Source organism: Pseudomonas sp. B21-056 (genome assembly GCF_026016325.1).
Taxonomy (GTDB): Bacteria; Pseudomonadota; Gammaproteobacteria; order Pseudomonadales; family Pseudomonadaceae; genus Aquipseudomonas.
In genome coordinates this window covers 976,583-997,421 of the sequence record NZ_CP087203.1, presented here as the reverse complement: position 1 = coordinate 997,421, position 20,839 = coordinate 976,583, and the positions used below count along the sequence as shown (strand labels likewise).

Annotated in this window: 18 protein-coding genes; 9 read left to right on the top strand and 9 right to left on the bottom strand. The window is 62.7% G+C overall.

Annotated features, from left to right (window positions below; genetic code table 11):
* The first annotated feature begins 145 nt into the window (after positions 1 to 145).
* The 5 genes from LOY67_RS04220 (at position 146) to LOY67_RS04200 (ending at position 3,655) form a co-directional block, all read left to right on the top strand.
* On the top strand, positions 146 to 1,642 hold the full coding sequence (locus LOY67_RS04220) for an RNA polymerase factor sigma-54 (protein WP_265066074.1): 1,497 nt from the start codon (positions 146 to 148) through the stop codon (positions 1,640 to 1,642).
* Between the two features lie 76 nt (positions 1,643 to 1,718).
* Positions 1,719 to 2,027 carry a ribosome hibernation-promoting factor, HPF/YfiA family gene (gene hpf, locus LOY67_RS04215; RefSeq protein WP_003178005.1) on the top strand — a complete coding sequence of 103 codons (309 nt, stop codon included), beginning with the start codon at positions 1,719 to 1,721 and terminating at the stop codon, positions 2,025 to 2,027.
* Positions 2,028 to 2,039: 12 nt separating this feature from the next.
* The gene (ptsN, locus tag LOY67_RS04210; protein ID WP_265066073.1) at positions 2,040 to 2,504 is read left to right on the top strand and encodes a PTS IIA-like nitrogen regulatory protein PtsN; all 465 of its coding nucleotides are present in this window, start codon (positions 2,040 to 2,042) and stop codon (positions 2,502 to 2,504) included.
* Between the two features lie 2 nt (positions 2,505 to 2,506).
* Positions 2,507 to 3,364 (top strand): RNase adapter RapZ, encoded by an 858-nt coding sequence (gene rapZ, locus LOY67_RS04205; protein ID WP_175361746.1) that lies wholly within the window; start codon positions 2,507 to 2,509, stop codon positions 3,362 to 3,364.
* Between the two features lie 15 nt (positions 3,365 to 3,379).
* On the top strand, positions 3,380 to 3,655 hold the full coding sequence (locus tag LOY67_RS04200) for an HPr family phosphocarrier protein (RefSeq protein ID WP_265066072.1): 276 nt from the start codon (positions 3,380 to 3,382) through the stop codon (positions 3,653 to 3,655).
* A 149-nt stretch (positions 3,656 to 3,804) separates the two neighbouring features.
* Here the strand turns inward: LOY67_RS04200 and pmbA are convergent, their stop codons facing one another.
* Positions 3,805 to 5,151, bottom strand: coding sequence for a metalloprotease PmbA (pmbA, locus tag LOY67_RS04195; RefSeq protein ID WP_265066071.1), 1,347 nt, complete (start codon positions 5,149 to 5,151; stop codon positions 3,805 to 3,807).
* Positions 5,152 to 5,258: 107 nt separating this feature from the next.
* On the opposite strand from pmbA, the gene yjgA reads away from it, so the two are divergent.
* Positions 5,259 to 5,783, top strand: a complete 525-nt coding sequence (gene yjgA, locus LOY67_RS04190; RefSeq protein ID WP_003177995.1) for a ribosome biogenesis factor YjgA — start codon at positions 5,259 to 5,261, stop codon at positions 5,781 to 5,783.
* 103 nt (positions 5,784 to 5,886) lie between these two features.
* On the opposite strand, the gene tldD is transcribed toward yjgA, so the two are convergent.
* The 8 genes from tldD to mreB all read right to left on the bottom strand — a co-directional run bounded on the left by tldD (position 5,887) and on the right by mreB (position 17,155).
* On the bottom strand, positions 5,887 to 7,329 hold the full coding sequence (tldD, locus tag LOY67_RS04185; RefSeq protein WP_265066070.1) for a metalloprotease TldD: 1,443 nt from the start codon (positions 7,327 to 7,329) through the stop codon (positions 5,887 to 5,889).
* A 5-nt stretch (positions 7,330 to 7,334) separates the two neighbouring features.
* A complete protein-coding gene (locus LOY67_RS04180; protein WP_265066069.1) occupies positions 7,335 to 8,198 on the bottom strand; it encodes a carbon-nitrogen hydrolase family protein in 864 nt (287 codons plus the stop codon).
* Between the two features lie 123 nt (positions 8,199 to 8,321).
* Entirely contained in the window at positions 8,322 to 12,125 is a 3,804-nt protein-coding gene (locus tag LOY67_RS04175; protein ID WP_265066068.1) for a YhdP family protein, read from the bottom strand.
* A 61-nt stretch (positions 12,126 to 12,186) separates the two neighbouring features.
* Positions 12,187 to 13,644 carry a ribonuclease G gene (rng, locus tag LOY67_RS04170; protein WP_041024433.1) on the bottom strand — a complete coding sequence of 486 codons (1,458 nt, stop codon included), beginning with the start codon at positions 13,642 to 13,644 and terminating at the stop codon, positions 12,187 to 12,189.
* 56 nt (positions 13,645 to 13,700) lie between these two features.
* A complete protein-coding gene (locus tag LOY67_RS04165; RefSeq protein ID WP_265066067.1) occupies positions 13,701 to 14,294 on the bottom strand; it encodes a Maf family protein in 594 nt (197 codons plus the stop codon).
* Positions 14,295 to 14,324: 30 nt separating this feature from the next.
* Positions 14,325 to 14,813 carry a rod shape-determining protein MreD gene (mreD, locus tag LOY67_RS04160; RefSeq protein WP_265066066.1) on the bottom strand — a complete coding sequence of 163 codons (489 nt, stop codon included), beginning with the start codon at positions 14,811 to 14,813 and terminating at the stop codon, positions 14,325 to 14,327.
* A complete protein-coding gene (gene mreC / locus LOY67_RS04155; protein WP_413776197.1) occupies positions 14,810 to 15,928 on the bottom strand; it encodes a rod shape-determining protein MreC in 1,119 nt (372 codons plus the stop codon). The genes mreD and mreC overlap by 4 nt, the downstream gene beginning before the upstream one ends.
* 189 nt (positions 15,929 to 16,117) lie before the next feature.
* Positions 16,118 to 17,155: a rod shape-determining protein MreB gene (gene mreB / locus LOY67_RS04150; RefSeq protein WP_002555108.1), complete on the bottom strand. Its 1,038-nt coding sequence runs from the start codon at positions 17,153 to 17,155 to the stop codon at positions 16,118 to 16,120.
* Positions 17,156 to 17,527: 372 nt separating this feature from the next.
* Between mreB and gatC the strand changes: the two genes are divergently transcribed.
* Genes gatC through gatB form a run of 3 tightly spaced genes read left to right on the top strand, consistent with a single transcriptional unit; the run spans position 17,528 to position 20,739 of the window.
* Complete coding sequence (gene gatC, locus LOY67_RS04145) at positions 17,528 to 17,815, top strand: Asp-tRNA(Asn)/Glu-tRNA(Gln) amidotransferase subunit GatC (protein ID WP_024777473.1); 288 nt, start codon at positions 17,528 to 17,530, stop codon at positions 17,813 to 17,815.
* A 16-nt stretch (positions 17,816 to 17,831) separates the two neighbouring features.
* Complete coding sequence (gatA, locus tag LOY67_RS04140) at positions 17,832 to 19,283, top strand: Asp-tRNA(Asn)/Glu-tRNA(Gln) amidotransferase subunit GatA (protein WP_265066065.1); 1,452 nt, start codon at positions 17,832 to 17,834, stop codon at positions 19,281 to 19,283.
* 10 nt (positions 19,284 to 19,293) lie between these two features.
* On the top strand, positions 19,294 to 20,739 hold the full coding sequence (gatB, locus tag LOY67_RS04135) for an Asp-tRNA(Asn)/Glu-tRNA(Gln) amidotransferase subunit GatB (RefSeq protein WP_265066064.1): 1,446 nt from the start codon (positions 19,294 to 19,296) through the stop codon (positions 20,737 to 20,739).
* Positions 20,740 to 20,839: the final 100 nt, after the last annotated feature.

The following is a 20,839-nucleotide window of genomic DNA, read 5'->3' as shown; positions in this document are numbered from 1 at the left end:
TCCCCGTCATCGGGAAACTAATTGAGAACTTCCCCTAGGCAAACACTTAAGTTTCAGGCATATAATTTGCTTAAGGTTTGGCGCTCCGGCGCCCTTGTAGTGGATGGCGCATGTGCGCCGGCGAATAAGGTGTTAAGCCCCTGCCATGAAACCATCGCTAGTCTTGAGAATGGGCCAGCAGCTGACGATGACACCGCAGCTGCAACAGGCCATCCGCCTGCTCCAATTGTCGACCCTGGACCTGCAACAGGAAATCCAGGAGGCCCTGGAATCCAATCCGATGCTCGAACGCCAGGAAGAAGGCGACGACTTCGACAATACCGATCCGCTGGCCGACAACGTCGAGCACAAACCCAATACCGAGATCCAGGAACCGTCTTACCAGGAGGAAGCCGCCCCGACGGTGGATAACCTCGAGGATGGCGAATGGAACGAACGCATCCCCAACGATCTGCCCGTGGACACAGCCTGGGAAGACGTCTACCAGACCAGCGCCAGCAGCCTGCCCAGCGGCGATGATGACGAGTGGGACTTCACCACCCGCACCTCTGCCGGCGAAAGCCTGCAAAGCCACCTGCTGTGGCAGTTGAACCTGGCGCCGATGTCCGACACCGATCGCCTGATCGCCGTGACCCTGATCGACTGCATCAACAACCAGGGCTACCTGGACGAGACCCTCGAAGAAATCCTCGAGGCCTTCGATCCCGAGCTGGACATCGAGCTGGACGAGATCGAAGCCGTCCTGCACCGTATCCAGCAGTTCGAGCCGGCCGGCATCGGCGCCCGCAACCTGGGTGAGTGCCTGCTGCTGCAACTGCGCCAGCTGCCCGCCAAGACGCCGTGGCTGGCCGAGGCCAAGCGACTGGTCACCGACTATATCGACCTGCTGGGCGGCCGCGACTATAGCCAGCTGATGCGGCGCATGAAGCTCAAGGAAGATGAGCTGCGCCAGGTGATCGAACTGGTCCAGAGCCTCAACCCACGCCCGGGCTCGCAGATCGAGGCCACCGAGCCCGAATACGTGGTGCCCGATGTGATCGTGCGCAAGCACAACGATCGCTGGCTGGTGGAACTGAACCAGGAATCGGTGCCCAAGCTGCGGGTCAACGCCCAGTACGCAGGTTTTGTAAGGCGCGCCGATACCAGCGCCGACAACACCTTCATGCGTAACCAGTTGCAGGAAGCGCGCTGGTTCATCAAGAGCCTGCAAAGCCGCAACGAAACGCTGATGAAGGTCGCCACCCAGATCGTGGAACATCAACGCGGCTTCCTGGACTACGGCGACGAAGCGATGAAGCCGTTGGTCCTGCACGACATTGCCGAGGCAGTGGGCATGCACGAGTCGACAATCTCCCGGGTGACCACGCAGAAATTCATGCATACCCCACGGGGTATCTACGAATTGAAATATTTTTTCTCCAGTCACGTCAGCACCTCCGAGGGCGGAGAATGCTCATCCACGGCCATCCGCGCGATCATCAAGAAACTGGTGGCTGCGGAAAATCAGAAAAAGCCGTTGAGTGACAGCAAGATCGCTGGTTTACTGGAGGCACAAGGCATTCAGGTGGCCCGCCGTACCGTCGCCAAATACCGTGAATCCCTAGGGATTGCACCTTCGAGCGAACGCAAGCGGTTGATGTAACAGGCCACGCCACAGCGTTCCAGTGGCAGGCATTTCTGCCTGCCGCTTTATGCACTGGCAACGAAGGAGAAGCTGTATGCAAGTCAACATCAGTGGACACCAACTGGAAGTGACCGAACCCCTGCGTACGTACATCGGCGAAAAACTCGACCGATTGGAAAGGCATTTCGACAAGATCACCAACGTGCAGGTCACGATGAACGTCGAGAAGCTGCTGCAGAAAATCGAAGCCACGTTGCATATTCCCGGTGGAGAGGTGGTTGCCAACGCGGAGCACACAGACATGTATGCCGCGATTGACCTGCTGACCGACAAGCTGGATCGCCAACTCAAAAAGCATAAGGAAAAGACCCAGAGCCTGCTCCAAGGCGCAACCGGTCGTTAACCCCCCCAATCCATGATCCGACTAGAATCCATCCTGACCCCCGGCCGTTCCCAGGTGAACGCGCCGGGAGGCAGCAAGAAGAAAGCCCTCGAACAAATCGCCAACCTGATCCACCGGGAAGTACCGGATCTGGAAATGCAGGACGTTTTCGAGGCCCTCGTTGCCCGTGAAAAACTCGGTTCCACCGGTTTTGGCAACGGCATCGCCATTCCCCATTGCCGCCTCAAGGGTTGTGCCACGCCGATCAGCGCGCTGCTGCACCTTGAAGCCCCCATAGATTTCGACGCCATCGATGGCGCACCGGTCGACCTGCTGTTCGTCCTGCTGGTCCCGGAAGCGGCAACCGACAAGCACCTTGAACTGCTCCGCCAGATCGCCAGCATGCTGGACCGCAAGGAAGTGCGCGACAGGCTGCGCGGCGCATCGAGCAACGAAGCCTTGTATCAGGTTGTCCTGGACGAGCAGAACGGTCATTAATCATGCGCCTGATCATCGTCAGCGGCCGCTCCGGCTCCGGTAAAAGCACGGCCCTCAATGTGCTTGAGGACAGCGGCTACTATTGCATCGACAACCTGCCGGCCGGCCTGCTGCCGGAGTTGGCCGAGCGGGCGCTGATCCACACCGAGCTGGCGCAACCGCTGGTGGCGGTTTCCGTCGACGCGCGCAACCTGCCAAGCCACCTGTCGCGCTTTCCCGAACTGCTCGAGGAAGTGCGCAACCGGCATATCCAGTGCGACGTGCTGTATCTGGATGCCGATGATGAAACCCTGCTCAAGCGCTTTTCCGAGACCCGGCGGCGCCACCCCCTGAGCAACGCCAACCGCTCGCTGGCCGAAGCCATCGAAGACGAAAGCCAGCTGTTGGGGCCGATCGCCGACCTGGCGGACCTCAAGGTCAACACCACGAACCTGAACCTGTATCAGCTGCGTGACACCATCAAGTTGCGTTTGCTGAACCAGCCGGAACCGGGCACCGCGTTCCTGGTGGAGTCGTTCGGCTTCAAGCGTGGCATGCCGGTAGACGCCGACCTGGTGTTCGATGTGCGCTGCCTGCCCAACCCTTATTGGAAACCGGAACTGCGCGAGCAGTCCGGGCTGGATCAACCGGTGATCGACTACCTGGCGGCCCAGCCGGATGTCGAGGAAATGTTCCAGGACATCTCCGGCTACCTGCTTAAATGGCTGCCCCGCTTTGCCGCAAGCAACCGCGCCTATGTCACGATCGCCATCGGTTGTACCGGTGGTCATCACCGCTCCGTCTACCTGACCGAGCGCCTGGGCCAGCTCCTGCAACAATCCCTGAAGAACGTCCAGGTTCGCCACCGCGACCTCAGCTAAAGGATCCACATCGCGATGCCTGCTCGGGAAATTGAAATCATCAACAAGCTGGGCTTGCATGCCCGCGCGTCAGCCAAGTTCGTCGGGGTGGCAGGCCAGTTCAAGGACACCACCATCCGGGTCGGTCGTACGCCGGAGGCCACGGTCGATGGCAAGAGCATCATGGCAATGATGATGCTCGCAGCGGGCAAGGGCACCAAGATCTACCTGGAAACCCAAGGCGAGCAGGAGCAGGAGGCGATGGATGCGCTGGTGACCCTGATCAACAACTACTTCGACGAAGGTGGCTGACACCGCAAGACTGTTGTGGCGAGGGGATTTATCCCCGCTGGGCTGCGAAGCAGCCCTGCGGGGATAAATCCCCTCGCCACAGGATGCTTTTACACATTAAAAAGGCGCGTCATCCAATGGATGCCGCGCCTTTTTTATCGCAATGAAAGTCAGCTACCCGCCACCGTCATCCGCTCGATCAGCACCGAACCGGTGCGGATGTTGCTGCGCAGTTCCAGATCATTGCCCACGGCCACGATCTGCTTGAACATATCGCGCATGTTGCCGGCAATGGTCACTTCCTGGACCGGGAACTGGATCTCGCCATTCTCGACCCAGAAACCTGCCGCGCCACGGGAATAGTCCCCGGTGACCATGTTCAGGCCATGGCCCATCAACTCGGTCACCAGCAAGCCTCGCCCCATCCGCCGCAGCAAGGCCGCCTGGTCCTCTTCGCCGTGGGTTACGAACAGGTTGTGCACACCACCGGCATTGGCGGTGCTCGGCATGCCGAGTTTGCGGCCCGAATACGTGCCGAGGATGTAGGACACCAGCTCCCCCTTCTCCACGAACGGCTTGGCATAGGTGGCCAGGCCATCGCCGTCGAACGCCGAACTGCCCATGGCCTGCATCAGGTGCGGGCGTTCGTCGATAGTCATCCATTCCGGGAACAGTTTCTGGCCCAGCGCACCTTCGAGGAACGAGGATTTGCGATACAGGTTGCCGCCGGAAACCGCCGACAGGAAGCTGCCGAACAATCCACCGGCCAGCTCGGCGGCAAACAGCACCGGCACTTCACAGGTCGGTACCGGTCGCGCGCCCAGGCGGCTGGCCGCCCGTTGCGCGGCCTTCTGGCCGATCGACAACGGATCTGCCAACAGACTGCCCTGGCGGTTCACGTCGTACCAGTAATCGCGCTGCATCTGGCCGTTGGCTTCGGCGATCATTACGCAACTGAGGCTGTGACGGGTCGACGCATAACCGCCGATGAAACCGTGGCTGTTACCGTACACCCGGCAGCCCTGATGGGTATTGAGCGTCGTGCCGTCGGCGTTCTTGATCCGCGGGTCGGTATCGAACGCCGCCGCTTCACAGCGCAACGCCTGCTCGATGGCCTGCTCGGGGGTGATGTCCCAGGCGTGGAACAGGTCGAAGTCCCGCGACTCCTTGCACATCAGGGCGGCATCGGCCAGGCCCGAGGCTTCGTCCTCGGAGGTGTGCTGGGCGATCGCCAGCGCTGCGGCGACGGTTTCGCGAATGGCATCCGGGCCGCTGGCCGACGTACTGGCCGAGCCCTTGCGCTGGCCGACGTACAAGGTGATACCGAAACCCTGGTCGCGATTGAATTCGACAGTTTCCACTTCACGCTGGCGTACCGACGTCGACAGGCCCTGTTCCAGGGACACCGCCACCTCACAGGCGCTGGCGCCCTGTCGCTTGGCTTCGGCAAGGATCTGCTCGACCTGCTCCTGCAGTGCCGGCAATGCCTGCGGGCCGACGCTCTGAACTGCACTCATGGCTTTCTCCACTCAAATTCTGCTTTCGGTAAGGCCTTCGAGCGACCGGGCCGGACAAGCGGCCCCCGACTGGTTATCATGGCGGCGTTTCTTTGCGGACTGCCCCCATGGTTGATTCTTACGACGACTCCCTCTACGAGGGTGAAAAAAGCAAATCCCAGGTCAAACGCGAGCTGCATGCTCTGGTTGACCTCGGCGAGCGCCTGACAACACTCAAGCCGGACTTGCTGGCCAAACTGCCCTTGACCGACGCCTTGCGCCGGGCCCTGGCCGATGCGCCCAAGCACACCGCGAATATCGCGCGTAAACGGCACCTGCAGTTCATCGGCAAACTGATGCGCGATCAGGACACTGACGCCATCCTGGTTCTGCTCGATCAACTCGATGCCTCCACCCGGCAGTACAACGAACGCTTCCATAACCTGGAACGCTGGCGCGATCGCCTGATCGCAGGCGACGACGGCACCCTGGAAAAGTTCGTCATCGACTACCCGGAGGCCGATCGCCAGCAACTGCGCTCCCTGATCCGTCAGGCCCAGCACGAAGTGGCGCAGAACAAGCCGCCGGCTTCGAGCCGTAAAATCTTCAAGTACATCCGTGAACTGGACGAGACTCAACGCGGCCTGCGCTGAGTAACGCACTTGTAGGAGCTGTCGAGTGCAACGAGGCTGCGATCTTTCCCCAGACAATTGAATCCAGGGCGAAAGATCAAAAGATCGAAGCCTTCGGCAGCTCCTACGCGCCCGTGCCACCCACGGTAATCGCATCAATCTTCAGGGTCGGCTGACCGACACCCACCGGCACCGACTGCCCGTCCTTGCCGCATGTCCCTACGCCGCTGTCCAGGGCCAGGTCGTTACCGACCATCGACACCTTGCTCATCGCCTCCGGTCCGTTACCGATCAGCGTCGCGCCTTTGACCGGCGCGGTGATCTTGCCGTCCTCGATCAGGTAGGCCTCGCTGGTGGAGAACACGAACTTGCCGCTGGTGATGTCCACCTGGCCGCCGCCGAGGTTGGCGCAGTAGATGCCCTTTTTCACCGAGGCGATGATCTCCGCCGGATCACTCTGGCCACCGAGCATGTAGGTGTTGGTCATGCGCGGCATCGGCAGGTGCGCATACGACTCACGGCGGCCGTTGCCGGTACGGGCCACACCCATCAGCCGGGCGTTGAGCTTGTCCTGCATGTAGCCCTTGAGGACGCCGTTCTCGATCAGCGTGGTGCACTCGGTCGGGGTGCCTTCGTCGTCGACGCTCAGCGAGCCGCGCCGCCCGGCCAAGGTGCCGTCGTCGACAATGGTGCAGAGTTTCGAAGCAACCATTTCGCCCATGCGCCCGCTGTAGGCTGAGCTGCCCTTGCGGTTGAAATCGCCTTCCAGGCCATGCCCTACTGCTTCGTGCAGCAGGACGCCGGACCAGCCGGACCCCAACACCACCGGCAACGTACCGGCCGGCGCCGGAATCGCTTCGAGGTTGACCAGCGCCTGACGCAAAGCCTCTCGGGCGTAGCCCATCGCGCGGTCTTCGTTGAGGAAATAGCGGTAGTCGGTACGCCCGCCGCCACCATGCCCACCCCGCTCGCGGCGACCGTTCTGCTCGACGATCACGCTGACATTGAAGCGCACCAGCGGCCGTACATCCGCCGCCAGGCCGCCGTCGGTGGACGCCACCAGGATGCGCTCCCAGACACCGGCCATGCTCACCGACACCTGCTGGATACGCGGATCGAGGGCACGGGTAGCGACGTCGATGCGCTTGAGCAGTTCGACCTTTTCGGCGCGGCTCATGACTTCCAACGGATTATCCGGCGCATACAACTGCGCAACGTCCTGGCTACTGAACGCCTGGACCGTGCCGTTCTGCCCGGCCCGGGAAATCGAACGCGCCGCACGGGCCGCGGCCCCCAAGGCTTCGAGGGTAATGGCATTGCTGTAGGCAAAGCCGGTTTTTTCGCCGGACTGGGCACGCACGCCTACGCCCTGGTCCAGGTTGAAACTGCCTTCCTTGACGATGCCGTCTTCCAGCGACCAGGACTCGGAGATCTGGCCCTGGAAATACAGGTCGGCCGCATCGATACCCGGGCCGGCCAGGTCGCCCAGCACGCCTTGCAGGCTTTCGAGGGTCACGCCGCCGGGGGCTAGAAGGTGTTCACTGACTGAGGACAACAACCCGCTCATATGTTTTACGCCTTGAATTCGTCGTCTTGGACAGGCCGCTGTCGAGCGCCCTGCGAGAAAAAGCGCCGATGGCTGGCCACCGGCATGCGCGCCCGGATGGACGCCTGTTCGCTGCTGTCGCGCTCGGCCAACAACACGGCTTCGCCTTGATCCTGTTGCGCCAGCACCCGCCCCCAGGGGTCGACAATCGCCGCGTGGCCAAAGGTTTCCCGAGGCCCCGGATGCACGCCACCCTGGGCGGCCGCCAGCACATAGCACTGGGTTTCGATGGCCCGGGCGCGGATCAGCACCTCCCAATGAGCCGCACCGGTCACGGCGGTAAACGCCGAGGGGGCCGTGATCAATTCCGCGCCGGCCGCCCGCAGCTCGCTGTAAAGCTCCGGGAAACGCAAGTCGTAGCAGACCGTCAGGCCAATCCTTCCCACCGGCGTATCGGCGACCACCACATTGCCGCCATAAGCATAGTCATCAGACTCACGGTAGCGCCCACGATTGTCAGCCACATCCACGTCGAACAGATGCAGCTTGTCGTACCGCGCCACGATCTGGCCCTGATCGTCCACCAGCAACGAACAGGCATGAGCCTTGGCCTCGGGCCGGTCCACCGGCGGCAAAGGCAACGTGCCGGCCACAATCCATAACCTGAGGTCACGGGCGACCTGTTTCAACCAGGGCAGGATCGGTCCCTGACCAAAGGCTTCGGCGCGACCGATGTCGGCCACGTCCCGCCGCCCCATCGCCGCGAAGTTTTCCGGCAGCACCGCCAACCGCGCACCGCCAGCGGCGGCCTGTTCCAGCAGTACACGGGCACGTGCCAGGTTGGCGAGCACATCGCTTTGGCTGACCATTTGAATCACTGCGACTGGCATGGTGCTTCCCTCCTGTCTCATCTCGTTCCCACGCTCCGCGTGCGCATCAAGTGACGCTCCGCGTCACAGGGGCGCAGAGCGCCCCAGGCGGCATTCCCACGCAGAGCGTGGGAACGATCGACGTCAGAACGGCTTGTCGAAAGTGATCTTCGGCTCTTTCCACGGTCCCTTGACGTCATATCTTACGCTGGCAAAACGCGCCACGCGGTCGCCGATCAGTTTGTCGATCAGAAACAGCGCGCCGCCCACCGCCGGCGCGCCGACAATCAGCGCGGCAATCGGCAGGTTGTTGGTCACCGGCAATGTTACCTGCAACTTGGCATCGACCCGGTCGGCCACCATATCCAGCGTTCCGTTGAGTTCCAGATTGCTCGAAGGCCCCGTCAGGGTAATGGGTTCACGGGTCACGTAGACACCGTTGCTCGCCACCAGCAGCCCCTTGACCCGATCGTAGCTCAGGCCCTTGCCGAAAAGGTCGGAGAAGTCCAGGCGCAGCCGCCGGCCGATAGAGTTGAAGTTCAGCAGGCCGAACACCCGCAACGCCTGGGCGCTACCCTCGACCTCGATGAACTGGCCCTTGTTCAACGACGCGTCGAGGCTGCCGGAAAAGCGCTTGGTCGCGACCCACGCCGGCGAGCCAGGCCAATTGCCATCGACGTCCATGTGGAAGTCCTGGCTGGTCACGCTCGGGGCGAATCCCCAGCCCTTGAGCACATCGGCCAGATTCTTGCCGCCGATGCGGCCCTTGTACCAACTGCGGGTGGAACCGGGTACGCCTTCCCAGCCGCCACTGCCCTGCAACACCATGCCCTTGAGGCCCATGTCCAGATTGTTCAACGCGATGCCTTTGCTGGTCGGACGCACCTTCAACGACCAGGCGCCGATCAGATCCGGGCCTTGGAACAACTGGTCGATTGCGATATCCATGGCCGGGATCCGGGTGGGATCCACCGATGCCAACGGGTCCGGCGCGTTTTCGTCGGCCTGTACCGTCGGGTCAGCGGCCGGCAGGCGAACGTAATCAAGCTTGATCCCGATCGGGGCGGTCTTCGCATCCGGCAGGCTGGCGTTGCCCTTGGCCTGCTGGCTGTCGAGTCGCAAGGCCCAGGCATCCGGCTTACGGTCGAGCTGCACCGATGCCTGTTCCAGGGTCGTCCCCATCGCCGTGAGTTTGCCCACCTTGAGATCAGCGCTGCTGAGCAATTGCCTGGCGCTGCCGCTCGGGTCCTGTCCGGCATACTTGTTCATCAGGTCCTGCCACGGCCCGACATCCAGCTCCGAAAGCGCCCCGCGCAGTCGCAGCCCTTTGACTCCAGGCAAGACAGGATCGCCGCTCCCCAGCAACAGCTCGCCGCGACCGTCGGCCATCTTCCCGCCCGGCGCTGCGTAAGTGAAGCTGGCGAGGTCACCATAATTGACCCAGTAACGCCGCTCCGGCCCTTGCAGCGTCATGCGAAACAGCGTGTCGCGCCCGGTATCGGCCGTCATGCCGAAGGGCGCCGGCAGGTCCACCGCCACGCCCTTGAGGTTGGAGCTGACCGACAACTGGCTGTCGGCTCCGTCGAGAATCACCTGCAACTGGTACGGAACGACCCCGGACACGGGCAACGGCTGGGTGACGTTCAGCCAGTCGGTGAGTTTCTTGACTTCCAGCCGCCCGGACGCAACCACTCGGGTATTGAGCGCACCGGCACGGCCATCGGCAAAAATCTGTGCCGTCAACGGTCGCTCGAACGCCCGGGCCGCGATGTTCTTGCCGCTCAAGCCCTTACTGCTGTCGAAGCGGAAATCACCCTTGAGCTGGGTCAGCTCCAGCACCGGTTCGCTGAGCTTGAGTCGGGCGTTGTCGGTGCGGAAGTCCACCAGGATCTTCGGTTGGTCGCCCTTGGCCAACGGGATATCGAGCTTCACATTGCCTTGCAGGCCGCCTTCGCCTTCCCAGCCGGCGAACGTCTCGGCCGTGCCGATCGGCGCCGTCTGGAGGATTTTCAGCCCGTCCCCCAAGCCTCCGGCGAATCCGCCATCCAGCAACAGATGGGAGTGCTGGCCACTCGGGACATGGGGAATGTTCACCGCTACGTCTTTGACCTGGGTGTCGAGCAATTGCCCCTGGCTGGCGAAGATGCGCACGCCACTGTCTTCGACGAAGACATCGCCACTGACCTTGCCGACCGAAGGCCAGCCCGGCTGGAAGGCCAGCTCGGCGTCATGCACCTTGAAGAACAGGCTGATGCTGCGGGCCGTGTCCTCGGCGCCGTGGTTCAGCGAACCCTGGTACTGGAAAAAACCTTCATCCACGGCGCCCTTGACGATAGCCGTGCGCAACCACTCATCCAGGGCCGGGCTCAGCACCGCCGGCAGGTACTTGGCGGTGTAGCGCCCATCGCCATCCACCAGGCCGACCCGCAGGTCCATGTAGTCTTCCTGGCTGTGGTCGAAATGCAGGCGGATCAGGAAATCGCCGGCAATCCGGCCCTCCTCCCCCAGCACCTTCAGGTAGGGTGCGATCAGGGTGAAGCCTTGCTGGTCGAGCTTCCAGGTCAGCCGCGCATTGGCTTGCAGGTATTGCCAGGGCTTGGCGAAGATCGGGTCCAGGTGCAGGGAAAAATCCTTGCTGTCCATGCGCAGCTCGCCGCCGCCGAGGTCGCCGCTGAGGCTGCCAGAGACGTTACGCGCCGCCGGAGCGCCGTGATAAGCATTAAAGCCCACCGTGTCCAGGTTGGTGGCAAAGCTGACCTTGCGATCACCGGCATTCTGCGGTCGATAGTCCATCCACACATTGCGCAGGGCGCCAGTGAACTTGAGGCGGTCGATGGCCGTCGCGGCCCCCTCGGGCAACGGCGCCAAAGCATTGAGCAAGGGCGTAAGCGGGGTCAGGTCGAGGCGATCGGCCTGCAGGTGCCAGAGTTCTTCAGCCTTCTCGGTGGCCGCGCTCTGCTGCAGTTGCAGGCGCGACTCCCAGCGGGTTTCCCCCAGGCTCATCGCCAGGGAATCGAACGTCGCGGTGAAGCCCTCGCTGCCGCGCTGGAAATACCCGTTGAGTGCCAGGTTGCGGATCTGTACCGGCTTGCGCTCGGCATAGGCGCCGGTGATGTCCGGCGCATTCAGGCGCACGGCGGCGCTTTGCAGTGTGCCGTCCCCCCAACTCAGCCAGAACTCGCCGCCGGCCTTGGCCTGGGAGAAATTCCATTGCCGGGTCAGACGCTTCGGCAGCCATTTCGACCAATCGCTCTGCGGCAGGCTCAGGTAGGCATCGACCTGACCGTTCTTCCAGTCGGCGGCGCGGATGCGGGTCCGCAGGTTGATTGCCACCGGTTGCCCGTCGGGCAGGGTCAGGCGCGCATCCAGGCGTTGGCGACTGACGCCGGTCCTGAGGCTCAGGCCGACATAGGTCAGGGTCAGCGGCGCTTGATCCAGGGGCTGCAAGGTCACCTGGCTGTCGAGGATCGAGAGCTTCGAGACCACCTGCATGCGATCGAACAATTGCTGCGGGTCGAACGGCTGATCCTCCTTGACCGGCAGCCCTTCCAGGGCCCATTTGCCGTCGGCGCCTTCCTTGAGGCTGATTTTCAGGCCACCGAGCTCCAGGTGGGCGATGCGCACCTGACCGGCCAGCAGGCTGTCCCAGATGTCCGGCACGGCACGCACCTCATCCAGGTGCATGGCATTGGCCCCTTCGCCGATCATCACGTCGCTTGCCTGCAGAACCGGCGCCAGGCCGCTCCACTTGCCCTCCAGGCTGCCGATGTGCAACGGCATGCCCAGCGCTTCGGTGGCCCGGTTCTCGATCTCGGCGCGGTATTCGGCCACCAGCGGCGCCAGTTCCCGCCCGAGGCTGACATACAACGCCAGCAGCACCAGCAGCAGCGCGCACAGGCCCAGCCCCCAGCGGGTCAGCGCGGCCAGAATGCGGGTCAAACGCTCCATGTCAGTGGACTCCCCAGGCAAAGGTATTCAAATCGGCGGGACCACCGCGTCAGGAGCCACTTCAGAGCAGCACAACGTCGTATTGTTCCTGGGAGTACATGGTTTCTACCTGGAAGCGGATCGTGCGCCCGATAAAGGCCTCCAGCTCCGCGACATTACCCGACTCCTCATCGAGCAGGCGGTCCACCACTTTCTGGTTCGCCAACACTCTATAGCCGGTGGCCTGGTAGGCGCGCGCTTCCCGGAGAATTTCCCTGAAGATTTCGTAACACACGGTTTCCGGGGTCTTCAGCTTGCCCCGGCCCTGGCAGGCGCTGCACGGCTCGCACAGCACTTGCTCGAGGCTCTCGCGGGTGCGCTTGCGGGTCATCTGCACCAGGCCCAACTCGGTGATGCCGATGATGTTGGTCTTGGCGTGGTCGCGCTCAAGTTGCTTTTCCAGGGTCCTCAGCACCTGGCGCTGGTGCTCTTCGTCTTCCATGTCGATGAAGTCGATGATGATGATCCCGCCCAGGTTGCGCAGGCGCAGTTGGCGGGCGATGGCGGTGGCCGCTTCCAGGTTGGTCTTGAAGATGGTTTCTTCGAGGTTGCGATGGCCGACGAACGCCCCGGTGTTGACGTCGATGGTGCTCATGGCCTCGGCGGGATCGACCACCAGGTAGCCGCCGGACTTGAGCGGCACCTTGCGCTCCAGGGCTTTCTGGATTTCGTCTTCGACCCCGTACAGGTCGAAAATCGGCCGCTCACCGGGATAATGCTCGAGACGGTCGGCAATTTCCGGCATCAACTCGGCCACGAACTGGGTGGTCTTCTGGAAGGTTTCCCGGGAGTCGATACGGATTTTCTCGATCTTGGGGCTGACCAGGTCCCGTAGCGTGCGCAGCGCCAGGCCCAGGTCTTCGTAGATCACGCTGGGCGTGGCGATGGTCTTGATCTGCGCGGCGATCTGGTCCCAGAGCCTTCGCAGGTAACGGATGTCCATGAGAATCTCATCGGCCCCGGCGCCTTCGGCAGCGGTACGCAGGATGAAACCGCCGGCCTCCTTGATGCCTTCTTTCTCCACGCAATCGCTGACCACCTGTTTGAGGCGCTCGCGCTCGGCCTCGTCCTCGATCTTCAGGGAAATACCGACATGGGCGGTGCGTGGCATGTACACCAGATAGCGTGACGGAATGGACAGTTGGGTGGTCAGGCGTGCGCCCTTGGAACCGATGGGGTCCTTGGTCACCTGCACCACCAGGCTCTGGCCTTCGTGGACCAACGCGCCGATGCTTTCCACGGCGGGTCCTTCGCGCATGGAAATTTCCGAAGCATGGATGAACGCCGCCCGGTCCAGGCCGATATCGACGAACGCCGCCTGCATGCCCGGCAGTACCCGCACCACCTTGCCCTTGTAGATGTTGCCGACGATGCCACGCTTTTGCGTGCGCTCGACATGAACCTCTTGCAGCACACCGTTTTCAACCACCGCCACGCGCGATTCCATCGGCGTGATGTTGATCAGGATCTCTTCACTCATGGCAGGGTCTCGTTCAGACATTTTCACGATAATGGCTGCATCTGGTCAGACGGCGTTCAACGCGCGTTCAAGGTTTGCCAACAGGGTATGCCGAAATGGCCCAACAGTACTGCGGTTTCACACAATGGCAGGCCGACCACGGCCGAATAACTGCCTTCGAGCCCGGCGACGAACACCGCCCCCAGGCCCTGGATGCCATAGCCACCGGCCTTGTCCCGGGGTTCGCCGCTGGCCCAGTAGGCCAGCGCTTCCTGCTCGGTGATGGGGCGAAAACGCACCCGGCTGCTAACCACGCGGGACTCGCAGCGTTCGCCGTCCAGCAGGGCAATGGCAGTCAGCACTTCATGGTCGCGACCGGACAGGCTCATGAGCATCGCCTGGGAGTCGGCCTGGTCCAGGGGTTTGCCGAGGATCCGTCCCTCCAGCACCACCGCCGTGTCAGCACCCAGCACGCAACCCTCCTCACCGGTCAGGGTACGCCGTCCGGCCTCGGCCTTGCCGCGCGCCAGGCGTTCGACATAGGCCGATGGGGTTTCGTGGTCCAGGGGAGTTTCATCGATGTCCGCACGGATGGCGGTAAACGGTACGCCGATCTGCGTGAGCAGCTCACGCCGGCGTGGCGAGCCTGAGGCGAGGTAAAGCGGTTTCATCAATGCATCTCCCGCTTGAGCCCCAGCCAATCAGTTGATTTTGAAACGCAGGCGCAGGCCACGCAAACCGAAGCTGACCCAGGGCCAGAGCAAGGCGCTGACCAGGGCCGGCAGCACCAGTGCCAGGGTCGGCTGGCGATTGCCGGTCAGCGCGCTGAGCCACAGCTGTACCAGTTGCGCCAGACCGAAGATCACCAGGATCACCAGGCATTGTTGCCACATCGGGAACATCCGCAGGCGCTGTTGCAGCGACAGCACCAGGAAAGTGATCAAGGTCAGGATCAGCGCGTTCTGCCCCAGCAACGTCCCATAGAGCACGTCCTCGGCCAGCCCCAGACACCAGGCGGTGACCATGCCCACCTTGTGCGGCAGCGCCAACGCCCAGAAAGCCAGCAGCAAGGCCAGCCACAACGGACGCAGGATTTCCATGAATTGCGGCAGCGGCGAAACGCTGAGCAACAGGCCGATGGCGAAGGTCAACCAGACCATCCAGCCGTTACCGGATCGGGTACTGCTCATTCTTCTCGTGCTCCCCTGGTGGCTGGCGCAACGGCAGGTGGCTTGGCCGCAGGTCGCGCCGGTTGGGCCGGTTGGGCCGCTGGTGCATGAGTGGCCGGTGCATGAGCGGCCGACCTGGCCGGTGCCGGAGCTGGCGTTGCAGGCGCAGCCGACCTGGCAGGCGTCGTGGCCGGGGCAGCAGCCGGCGTGGTTGCCGGGGCCGGCGTCGCCGGTGTCGACACGGATGGAGTCGGCGTAGCGCCCGACGCTGGTGCGGCAGTGCCGGGGGCAGCCGCTTCGCGGCCTTGTCGGTCCTGGGCTTCCTGGGCCACGGCAGCGTCGTTGGCACGCTCTTCAGGTGTGCGGTTGTCGCTGAACACCAACAACAGGTATCGGCTGCGGTTCAGCGCGGCGGTCGGTACCGCACGGACAATCGCGAATGGCTGGCCGGAGTCATGGATCACTTCCTTGACCGTCGCCACCGGGTAACCCGCCGGGAAGCGCTGGCCGAGGCCGGAGCTGACCAGCAGGTCGCCTTCCTTGATATCGGCGGTGTCGGCCACGTGCCGCAATTCCAGGCGCTCCGGGTTGCCGGTACCACTGGCAATCGCCCGCAAGCCGTTGCGGTTGACCTGCACAGGGATGCTATGGGTGGTGTCGGTCAGCAACAGCACCCGAGACGTGTAGGGCATCAACTCCACCACCTGGCCCATCAGGCCACGGGCGTCGAGCACCGGCTGGCCGAGGACCACACCGTCGCGCTCACCCTTGTTGATGACGATCCGGTGGGTGAAAGGGTTGGGGTCCATGCCGATCAGCTCGGCCACTTCGACCTTTTCGTTGACCAGCGCAGAGGAATTGAGCAACTCACGCAACCGCACGTTCTGCTCGGTGAGGGCCGCCAGCTTCTGCAGGCGCCCCTGCAACAGCAGGTTCTCGGTCTTGAGTTTTTCGTTTTCAGCGACCAGCTCGGTCCGGCTGCCAAACTGGCTGGCCACACCTTGCCACAGCCGTTGCGGCAGGTCGGTGATCCAATAGGATTCCATCAACACCAGCGACATCTGGCTGCGCACTGGCTTGAGCAGTGTGAAGCGGGCATCGACCACCATCAGCGCAACCGATAGCACGGCCAGCACCAGCAGGCGCACACCCAACGAGGGGCCTTTGGCAAAAAGCGGTTTAATAAGCCGCTCCTCCCAGGCAAATGTTCTCTTTATTCATACGGCATCAAACCGGCCTGGATACGAATGACAGAAGATAAACGCCAACGGGCAGCACTGCAAAGTGCTGCCCGGAAGCGAACAACATAGACCATCCGGCGAGACTTATTCGCTGGAGAGCAGGTCCATGGTGTGCTTGTCCATCATTTCCAGCGCACGACCACCGCCGCGGGCAACGCAGGTCAACGGGTCTTCGGCAACGATCACCGGCAGGCCGGTTTCCTGGGCCAGCAACTTGTCGAGGTCACGCAACAATGCGCCACCACCGGTCAGCACCAGGCCGCGCTCGGCGATGTCGGAAGCCAGTTCCGGCGGCGACTGCTCCAGGGCGCTTTTCACCGCCTGGACGATAGTCGCCAGGGACTCCTGCAGAGCCTCCAGGACTTCGTTGGAATTCAGCGTGAATGCGCGAGGAACACCTTCGGCCAGGTTACGGCCACGCACGTCGACTTCACGCACTTCACCGCCCGGGTAGGCCGTGCCGATTTCCTGCTTGATGCGCTCGGCGGTGGACTCGCCGATCAGGCTGCCGTAGTTGCGGCGCACGTAGGTGATGATCGCTTCGTCGAAACGGTCGCCGCCCACACGTACGGATTCGGCGTAGACCACACCGTTGAGGGAGATCAGCGCGATCTCGGTAGTGCCGCCGCCGATGTCGACCACCATCGAGCCACGGGCTTCTTCCACCGGCAGGCCGGCACCGATGGCAGCGGCCATCGGCTCTTCGATCAGGAACACCTCGCGAGCACCGGCACCCAGGGCCGATTCACGGATGGCACGACGCTCCACCTGGGTGGACTTGCAGGGCACGCAGATCAGCACGCGAGGGCTGGGCTGCAGGAAACTGTTTTCGTGAACCTTGTTGATGAAGTACTGCAGCATCTTTTCGCAGACGCTGAAATCGGCGATCACGCCGTCCTTCATCGGACGAATGGCGGCGATGTTGCCCGGTGTACGGCCCAGCATGCGCTTGGCTTCGGTACCAACAGCCACGACACTTTTCTGGTTACCGTGGGTGCGGATGGCCACGACCGAGGGTTCATTCAGGACGATACCGCGCTCGCGCACGTAAATAAGGGTGTTGGCAGTGCCCAGGTCAATGGAAAGATCGCTGGAAAACATGCCACGCAGTTTCTTGAACATGGGAAAGGGACCCTAGGCAACGCGTGGGTAAAAAAGTGCGGCAAACTCTAACAACGACAGGGATTTTGGGCAAGGCGCCAATATGTTAAATTGGCCGCTTTTCTGTGCACCAAACCCTACAATCGCGGCCAATGCCCTGTTTCGCGAATACGTTCCTTTTTTGACGAGTGGCTATTGTCGTCAGGCAAGGCGCCGCGACGAGTCATAGCCCGCTATGGCGAGAAGCGGCAACGCAGCATGACGGCAATAGACGCCGTCAAAAAAGGAACAGTATTTGTGATACAGGGCACTGGACCGTAGAAATGCGGTAGTGTTCCGACAATCTAACACACGGACAGATTGCGTCCGTTCTGTTTTCCACTGGAGAATCCCATGGCGCTTGAACGCTCCGACGTGGAAAAAATCGCTCATCTGGCCTGCCTGGGCCTCAATGAAGCCGATCTTCCACACATCACTTCTGCCCTGAACAGCATTCTGGGGCTGGTCGACGAGATGCAGGCGGTCAATACCGACGGTATCGAACCGCTGGCCCACCCACTGGAAGCCAGCCAGCGCCTGCGCGCCGACGTCGTGACCGAACCCGATAACCGCGAGGCCTACCAGTCCATCGCGCCAGCGGTCGAAAACGGCCTGTACCTGGTTCCGAAAGTCATCGACTAAAGGGAAAGAGCCTCTCATGCATCACATGACACTGGCCGAGATCGCCCGCGGACTCGCCGATAAAAAGTTTTCCTCCGAAGAGCTGACCAAGGCCCTGCTGGCGCGCATCGCCCAGCTCGACCCGCAGCTCAACAGCTTCATCAGCGTCACCGAAGAACTGGCCCTGAGCCAGGCCAAGGCCGCCGACGCCCGCCGTGCCAACGGTGAAAGCGGCGCCCTGCTCGGCGCGCCGATCGCCCACAAGGACCTGTTCTGCACCCAGGGCGTACGCACCAGCTGCGGCTCGAAGATGCTCGACAACTTCAAGGCCCCGTACGACGCCACCGTGGTCGCCAAGCTGGCCGCCGCCGGCACCGTGACCCTGGGCAAGACCAACATGGACGAATTCGCCATGGGCTCGGCCAACGAGTCGAGCCACTACGGCGCGGTGAAAAACCCCTGGAACCTGGAACACGTACCGGGCGGTTCGTCCGGCGGTTCCGCCGCCGCCGTGGCCGCCCGCCTGTTGCCGGCCGCCACTGCCACCGACACCGGCGGCTCGATTCGCCAGCCGGCGGCGTTCACCAACCTCACCGGTCTCAAGCCCACCTACGGCCGCGTGTCGCGCTGGGGCATGATTGCCTACGCGTCGAGCCTCGACCAGGGCGGCCCACTGGCGCGCACCGCCGAAGACTGCGCGATCCTGCTGCAAGGCATGGCCGGCTTCGACCCGAACGACTCCACCAGCATCGATGAACCGGTGCCGGACTACAGCGCCGGCCTCAACGGCTCCCTGCAAGGCCTGCGCATCGGCGTGCCGAAGGAGTACTTCGGCGCCGGCCTCGACCCGCGCATCGCCGAACTGATCCAGAACAGCGTCAAGGAGCTGGAAAAGCTCGGCGCGGTGGTCAAGGAAATCAGCCTGCCGAACATGCAGCACGCGATTCCTGCCTATTATGTGATCGCCCCGGCGGAAGCCTCCTCGAACCTGTCGCGTTTCGACGGCGTGCGCTTCGGCTATCGCTGCGAGAACCCGGAAAACCTGATCGACCTGTACAAGCGCTCCCGTGGCGAAGGCTTCGGTGCCGAAGTGCAGCGGCGGATCATGGTCGGTACCTACGCCTTGTCCGCAGGCTACTACGACGCCTACTACCTCAAGGCGCAGAAAATCCGCCGCCTGGTGAAGAACGACTTCATGGCCGCCTTCAACGAGGTCGACATCATCCTCGGCCCGACCACGCCGAACCCGGCCTGGAAACTCGGCGCCAAGAACAGCGACCCGGTCGCTGCCTACCTGGAAGACGTCTACACCATCACCGCCAACCTCGCCGGTTTGCCGGGCCTGTCCATGCCGGCCGGTTTCGTCGATGGCCTGCCGGTGGGCGTGCAACTGCTCGCGCCGTATTTCCAGGAAGGCCGCCTGCTCAACGTGGCTCACCAGTATCAGTTGAACACTGACTGGCACACCCGCACCCCAACCGGCTTCTGAGGAGAAACACATGCAATGGGAAGTCGTGATCGGGCTGGAGATTCATACCCAGCTCACCACCCGGTCGAAAATCTTTTCCGGCAGTTCCACCACGTTCGGCTCCGAGCCCAACACCCAGGCCAGCCTGGTTGACCTGGGCATGCCCGGGGTGTTGCCGGTGCTCAACGCCGAAGCGGTGCGCATGGCGGTGATGTTCGGCCTGGCGATTGACGCCGAGATCGGCCAGCACAACGTGTTCGCCCGCAAGAACTACTTCTACCCGGACCTGCCCAAGGGCTACCAGATCAGCCAGATGGAACTGCCGATTGTCGGCAAGGGCCACCTGGACATCGCCCTGGAAGACGGCACGGTCAAGCGCGTCGGCATCACCCGGGCGCACCTGGAAGAAGACGCCGGCAAGAGCCTGCACGAAGAATTCAACGGTGCCACCGGCATCGACCTGAACCGTGCCGGCACGCCGCTCCTGGAAATCGTCTCCGAACCGGACATGCGCAGCGCCAAGGAAGCCGTGGCCTACGTCAAGGCGATCCATGCACTGGTGCGCTACCTGGGCATCTGCGACGGCAACATGGCCGAAGGTTCGCTGCGCTGCGACTGCAACGTGTCGATCCGTCCCAAGGGCCAGGCCGAATTCGGCACCCGCTGCGAGATCAAGAACGTCAACTCGTTCCGCTTCATCGAGAAGGCGATCAACAGCGAGATCCAGCGCCAGATCGAACTGATCGAGGACGGCGGCAAGGTCATCCAGCAGACCCGCCTGTACGACCCGAACAAGGACGAAACCCGTCCGATGCGCAGCAAGGAAGAAGCCAACGACTACCGTTACTTCCCCGACCCGGACCTGCTGCCAGTCGTGATCGAAGACTCGTTCCTCGATGAAGTGCGCGCCACCCTGCCGGAACTGCCACCGCAGAAACGCGAGCGCTTCCAGGCGCAGTTCGGGCTGTCGAGCTACGACGCCAACGTCCTGGCCACCAGCCGCGAACAGGCCGATTACTTCGAAAAAGTCGTCGGTATCGGCGGCGACGCCAAGCTGGCGGCCAACTGGGTGATGGTCGAACTGGGCAGCCTGCTGAACAAGCAGGGGCTGGAAATCGACGAGTCGCCGGTGTCGGCCGAGCAACTGGGCGGCATGCTGTTGCGGATCAAGGACAACACCATCTCCGGCAAGATCGCCAAGATGGTCTTCGAAGCCATGGCCAATGGTGAAGGCAGCGCCGACGAGATCATCGAGAAGCGCGGCTTGAAGCAGGTCACCGACACCGGGGCGATCAGCGCCGTGCTCGATGAAATGCTCGCGGCCAACGCCGAACAGGTCGAGCAATACCGTGCGGCAGACGAAGCCAAGCGCGGCAAGATGTTCGGCTTCTTCGTCGGCCAGGCCATGAAAGCCTCCAAGGGCAAGGCCAACCCGCAACAGGTCAACGAACTGCTGAAAAGCAAGCTCGAGGGCTGACTTATAGACGGTGATCGTTCCCACGCTCTGCGTGGGAACGCCTCACTGGACGCTCCGCGTCCGCTTTTTGTGACGCAGAGCGTCACGGGCTGCATTCCCA

Bases quoted from the DNA above. Each gene is read 5' to 3' on its own strand.
- LOY67_RS04220 (WP_265066074.1), top strand. From the start codon at position 146: ATGAAACCATCGCTAGTCTTGAGAATGGGCCAGCAGCTGACGATGACA.
- hpf (WP_003178005.1), top strand. From the start codon at position 1,719: ATGCAAGTCAACATCAGTGGACACCAACTGGAAGTGACCGAACCCCTG.
- ptsN (WP_265066073.1), top strand. From the start codon at position 2,040: ATGATCCGACTAGAATCCATCCTGACCCCCGGCCGTTCCCAGGTGAAC.
- rapZ (WP_175361746.1), top strand. From the start codon at position 2,507: ATGCGCCTGATCATCGTCAGCGGCCGCTCCGGCTCCGGTAAAAGCACG.
- LOY67_RS04200 (WP_265066072.1), top strand. From the start codon at position 3,380: ATGCCTGCTCGGGAAATTGAAATCATCAACAAGCTGGGCTTGCATGCC.
- pmbA (WP_265066071.1), bottom strand. From the start codon at position 5,151: ATGAGTGCAGTTCAGAGCGTCGGCCCGCAGGCATTGCCGGCACTGCAG.
- yjgA (WP_003177995.1), top strand. From the start codon at position 5,259: ATGGTTGATTCTTACGACGACTCCCTCTACGAGGGTGAAAAAAGCAAA.
- tldD (WP_265066070.1), bottom strand. From the start codon at position 7,329: ATGAGCGGGTTGTTGTCCTCAGTCAGTGAACACCTTCTAGCCCCCGGC.
- LOY67_RS04180 (WP_265066069.1), bottom strand. From the start codon at position 8,198: ATGCCAGTCGCAGTGATTCAAATGGTCAGCCAAAGCGATGTGCTCGCC.
- LOY67_RS04175 (WP_265066068.1), bottom strand. From the start codon at position 12,125: ATGGAGCGTTTGACCCGCATTCTGGCCGCGCTGACCCGCTGGGGGCTG.
- rng (WP_041024433.1), bottom strand. From the start codon at position 13,644: ATGAGTGAAGAGATCCTGATCAACATCACGCCGATGGAATCGCGCGTG.
- LOY67_RS04165 (WP_265066067.1), bottom strand. From the start codon at position 14,294: ATGAAACCGCTTTACCTCGCCTCAGGCTCGCCACGCCGGCGTGAGCTG.
- mreD (WP_265066066.1), bottom strand. From the start codon at position 14,813: ATGAGCAGTACCCGATCCGGTAACGGCTGGATGGTCTGGTTGACCTTC.
- mreB (WP_002555108.1), bottom strand. From the start codon at position 17,155: ATGTTCAAGAAACTGCGTGGCATGTTTTCCAGCGATCTTTCCATTGAC.
- gatC (WP_024777473.1), top strand. From the start codon at position 17,528: ATGGCGCTTGAACGCTCCGACGTGGAAAAAATCGCTCATCTGGCCTGC.
- gatA (WP_265066065.1), top strand. From the start codon at position 17,832: ATGCATCACATGACACTGGCCGAGATCGCCCGCGGACTCGCCGATAAA.
- gatB (WP_265066064.1), top strand. From the start codon at position 19,294: ATGCAATGGGAAGTCGTGATCGGGCTGGAGATTCATACCCAGCTCACC.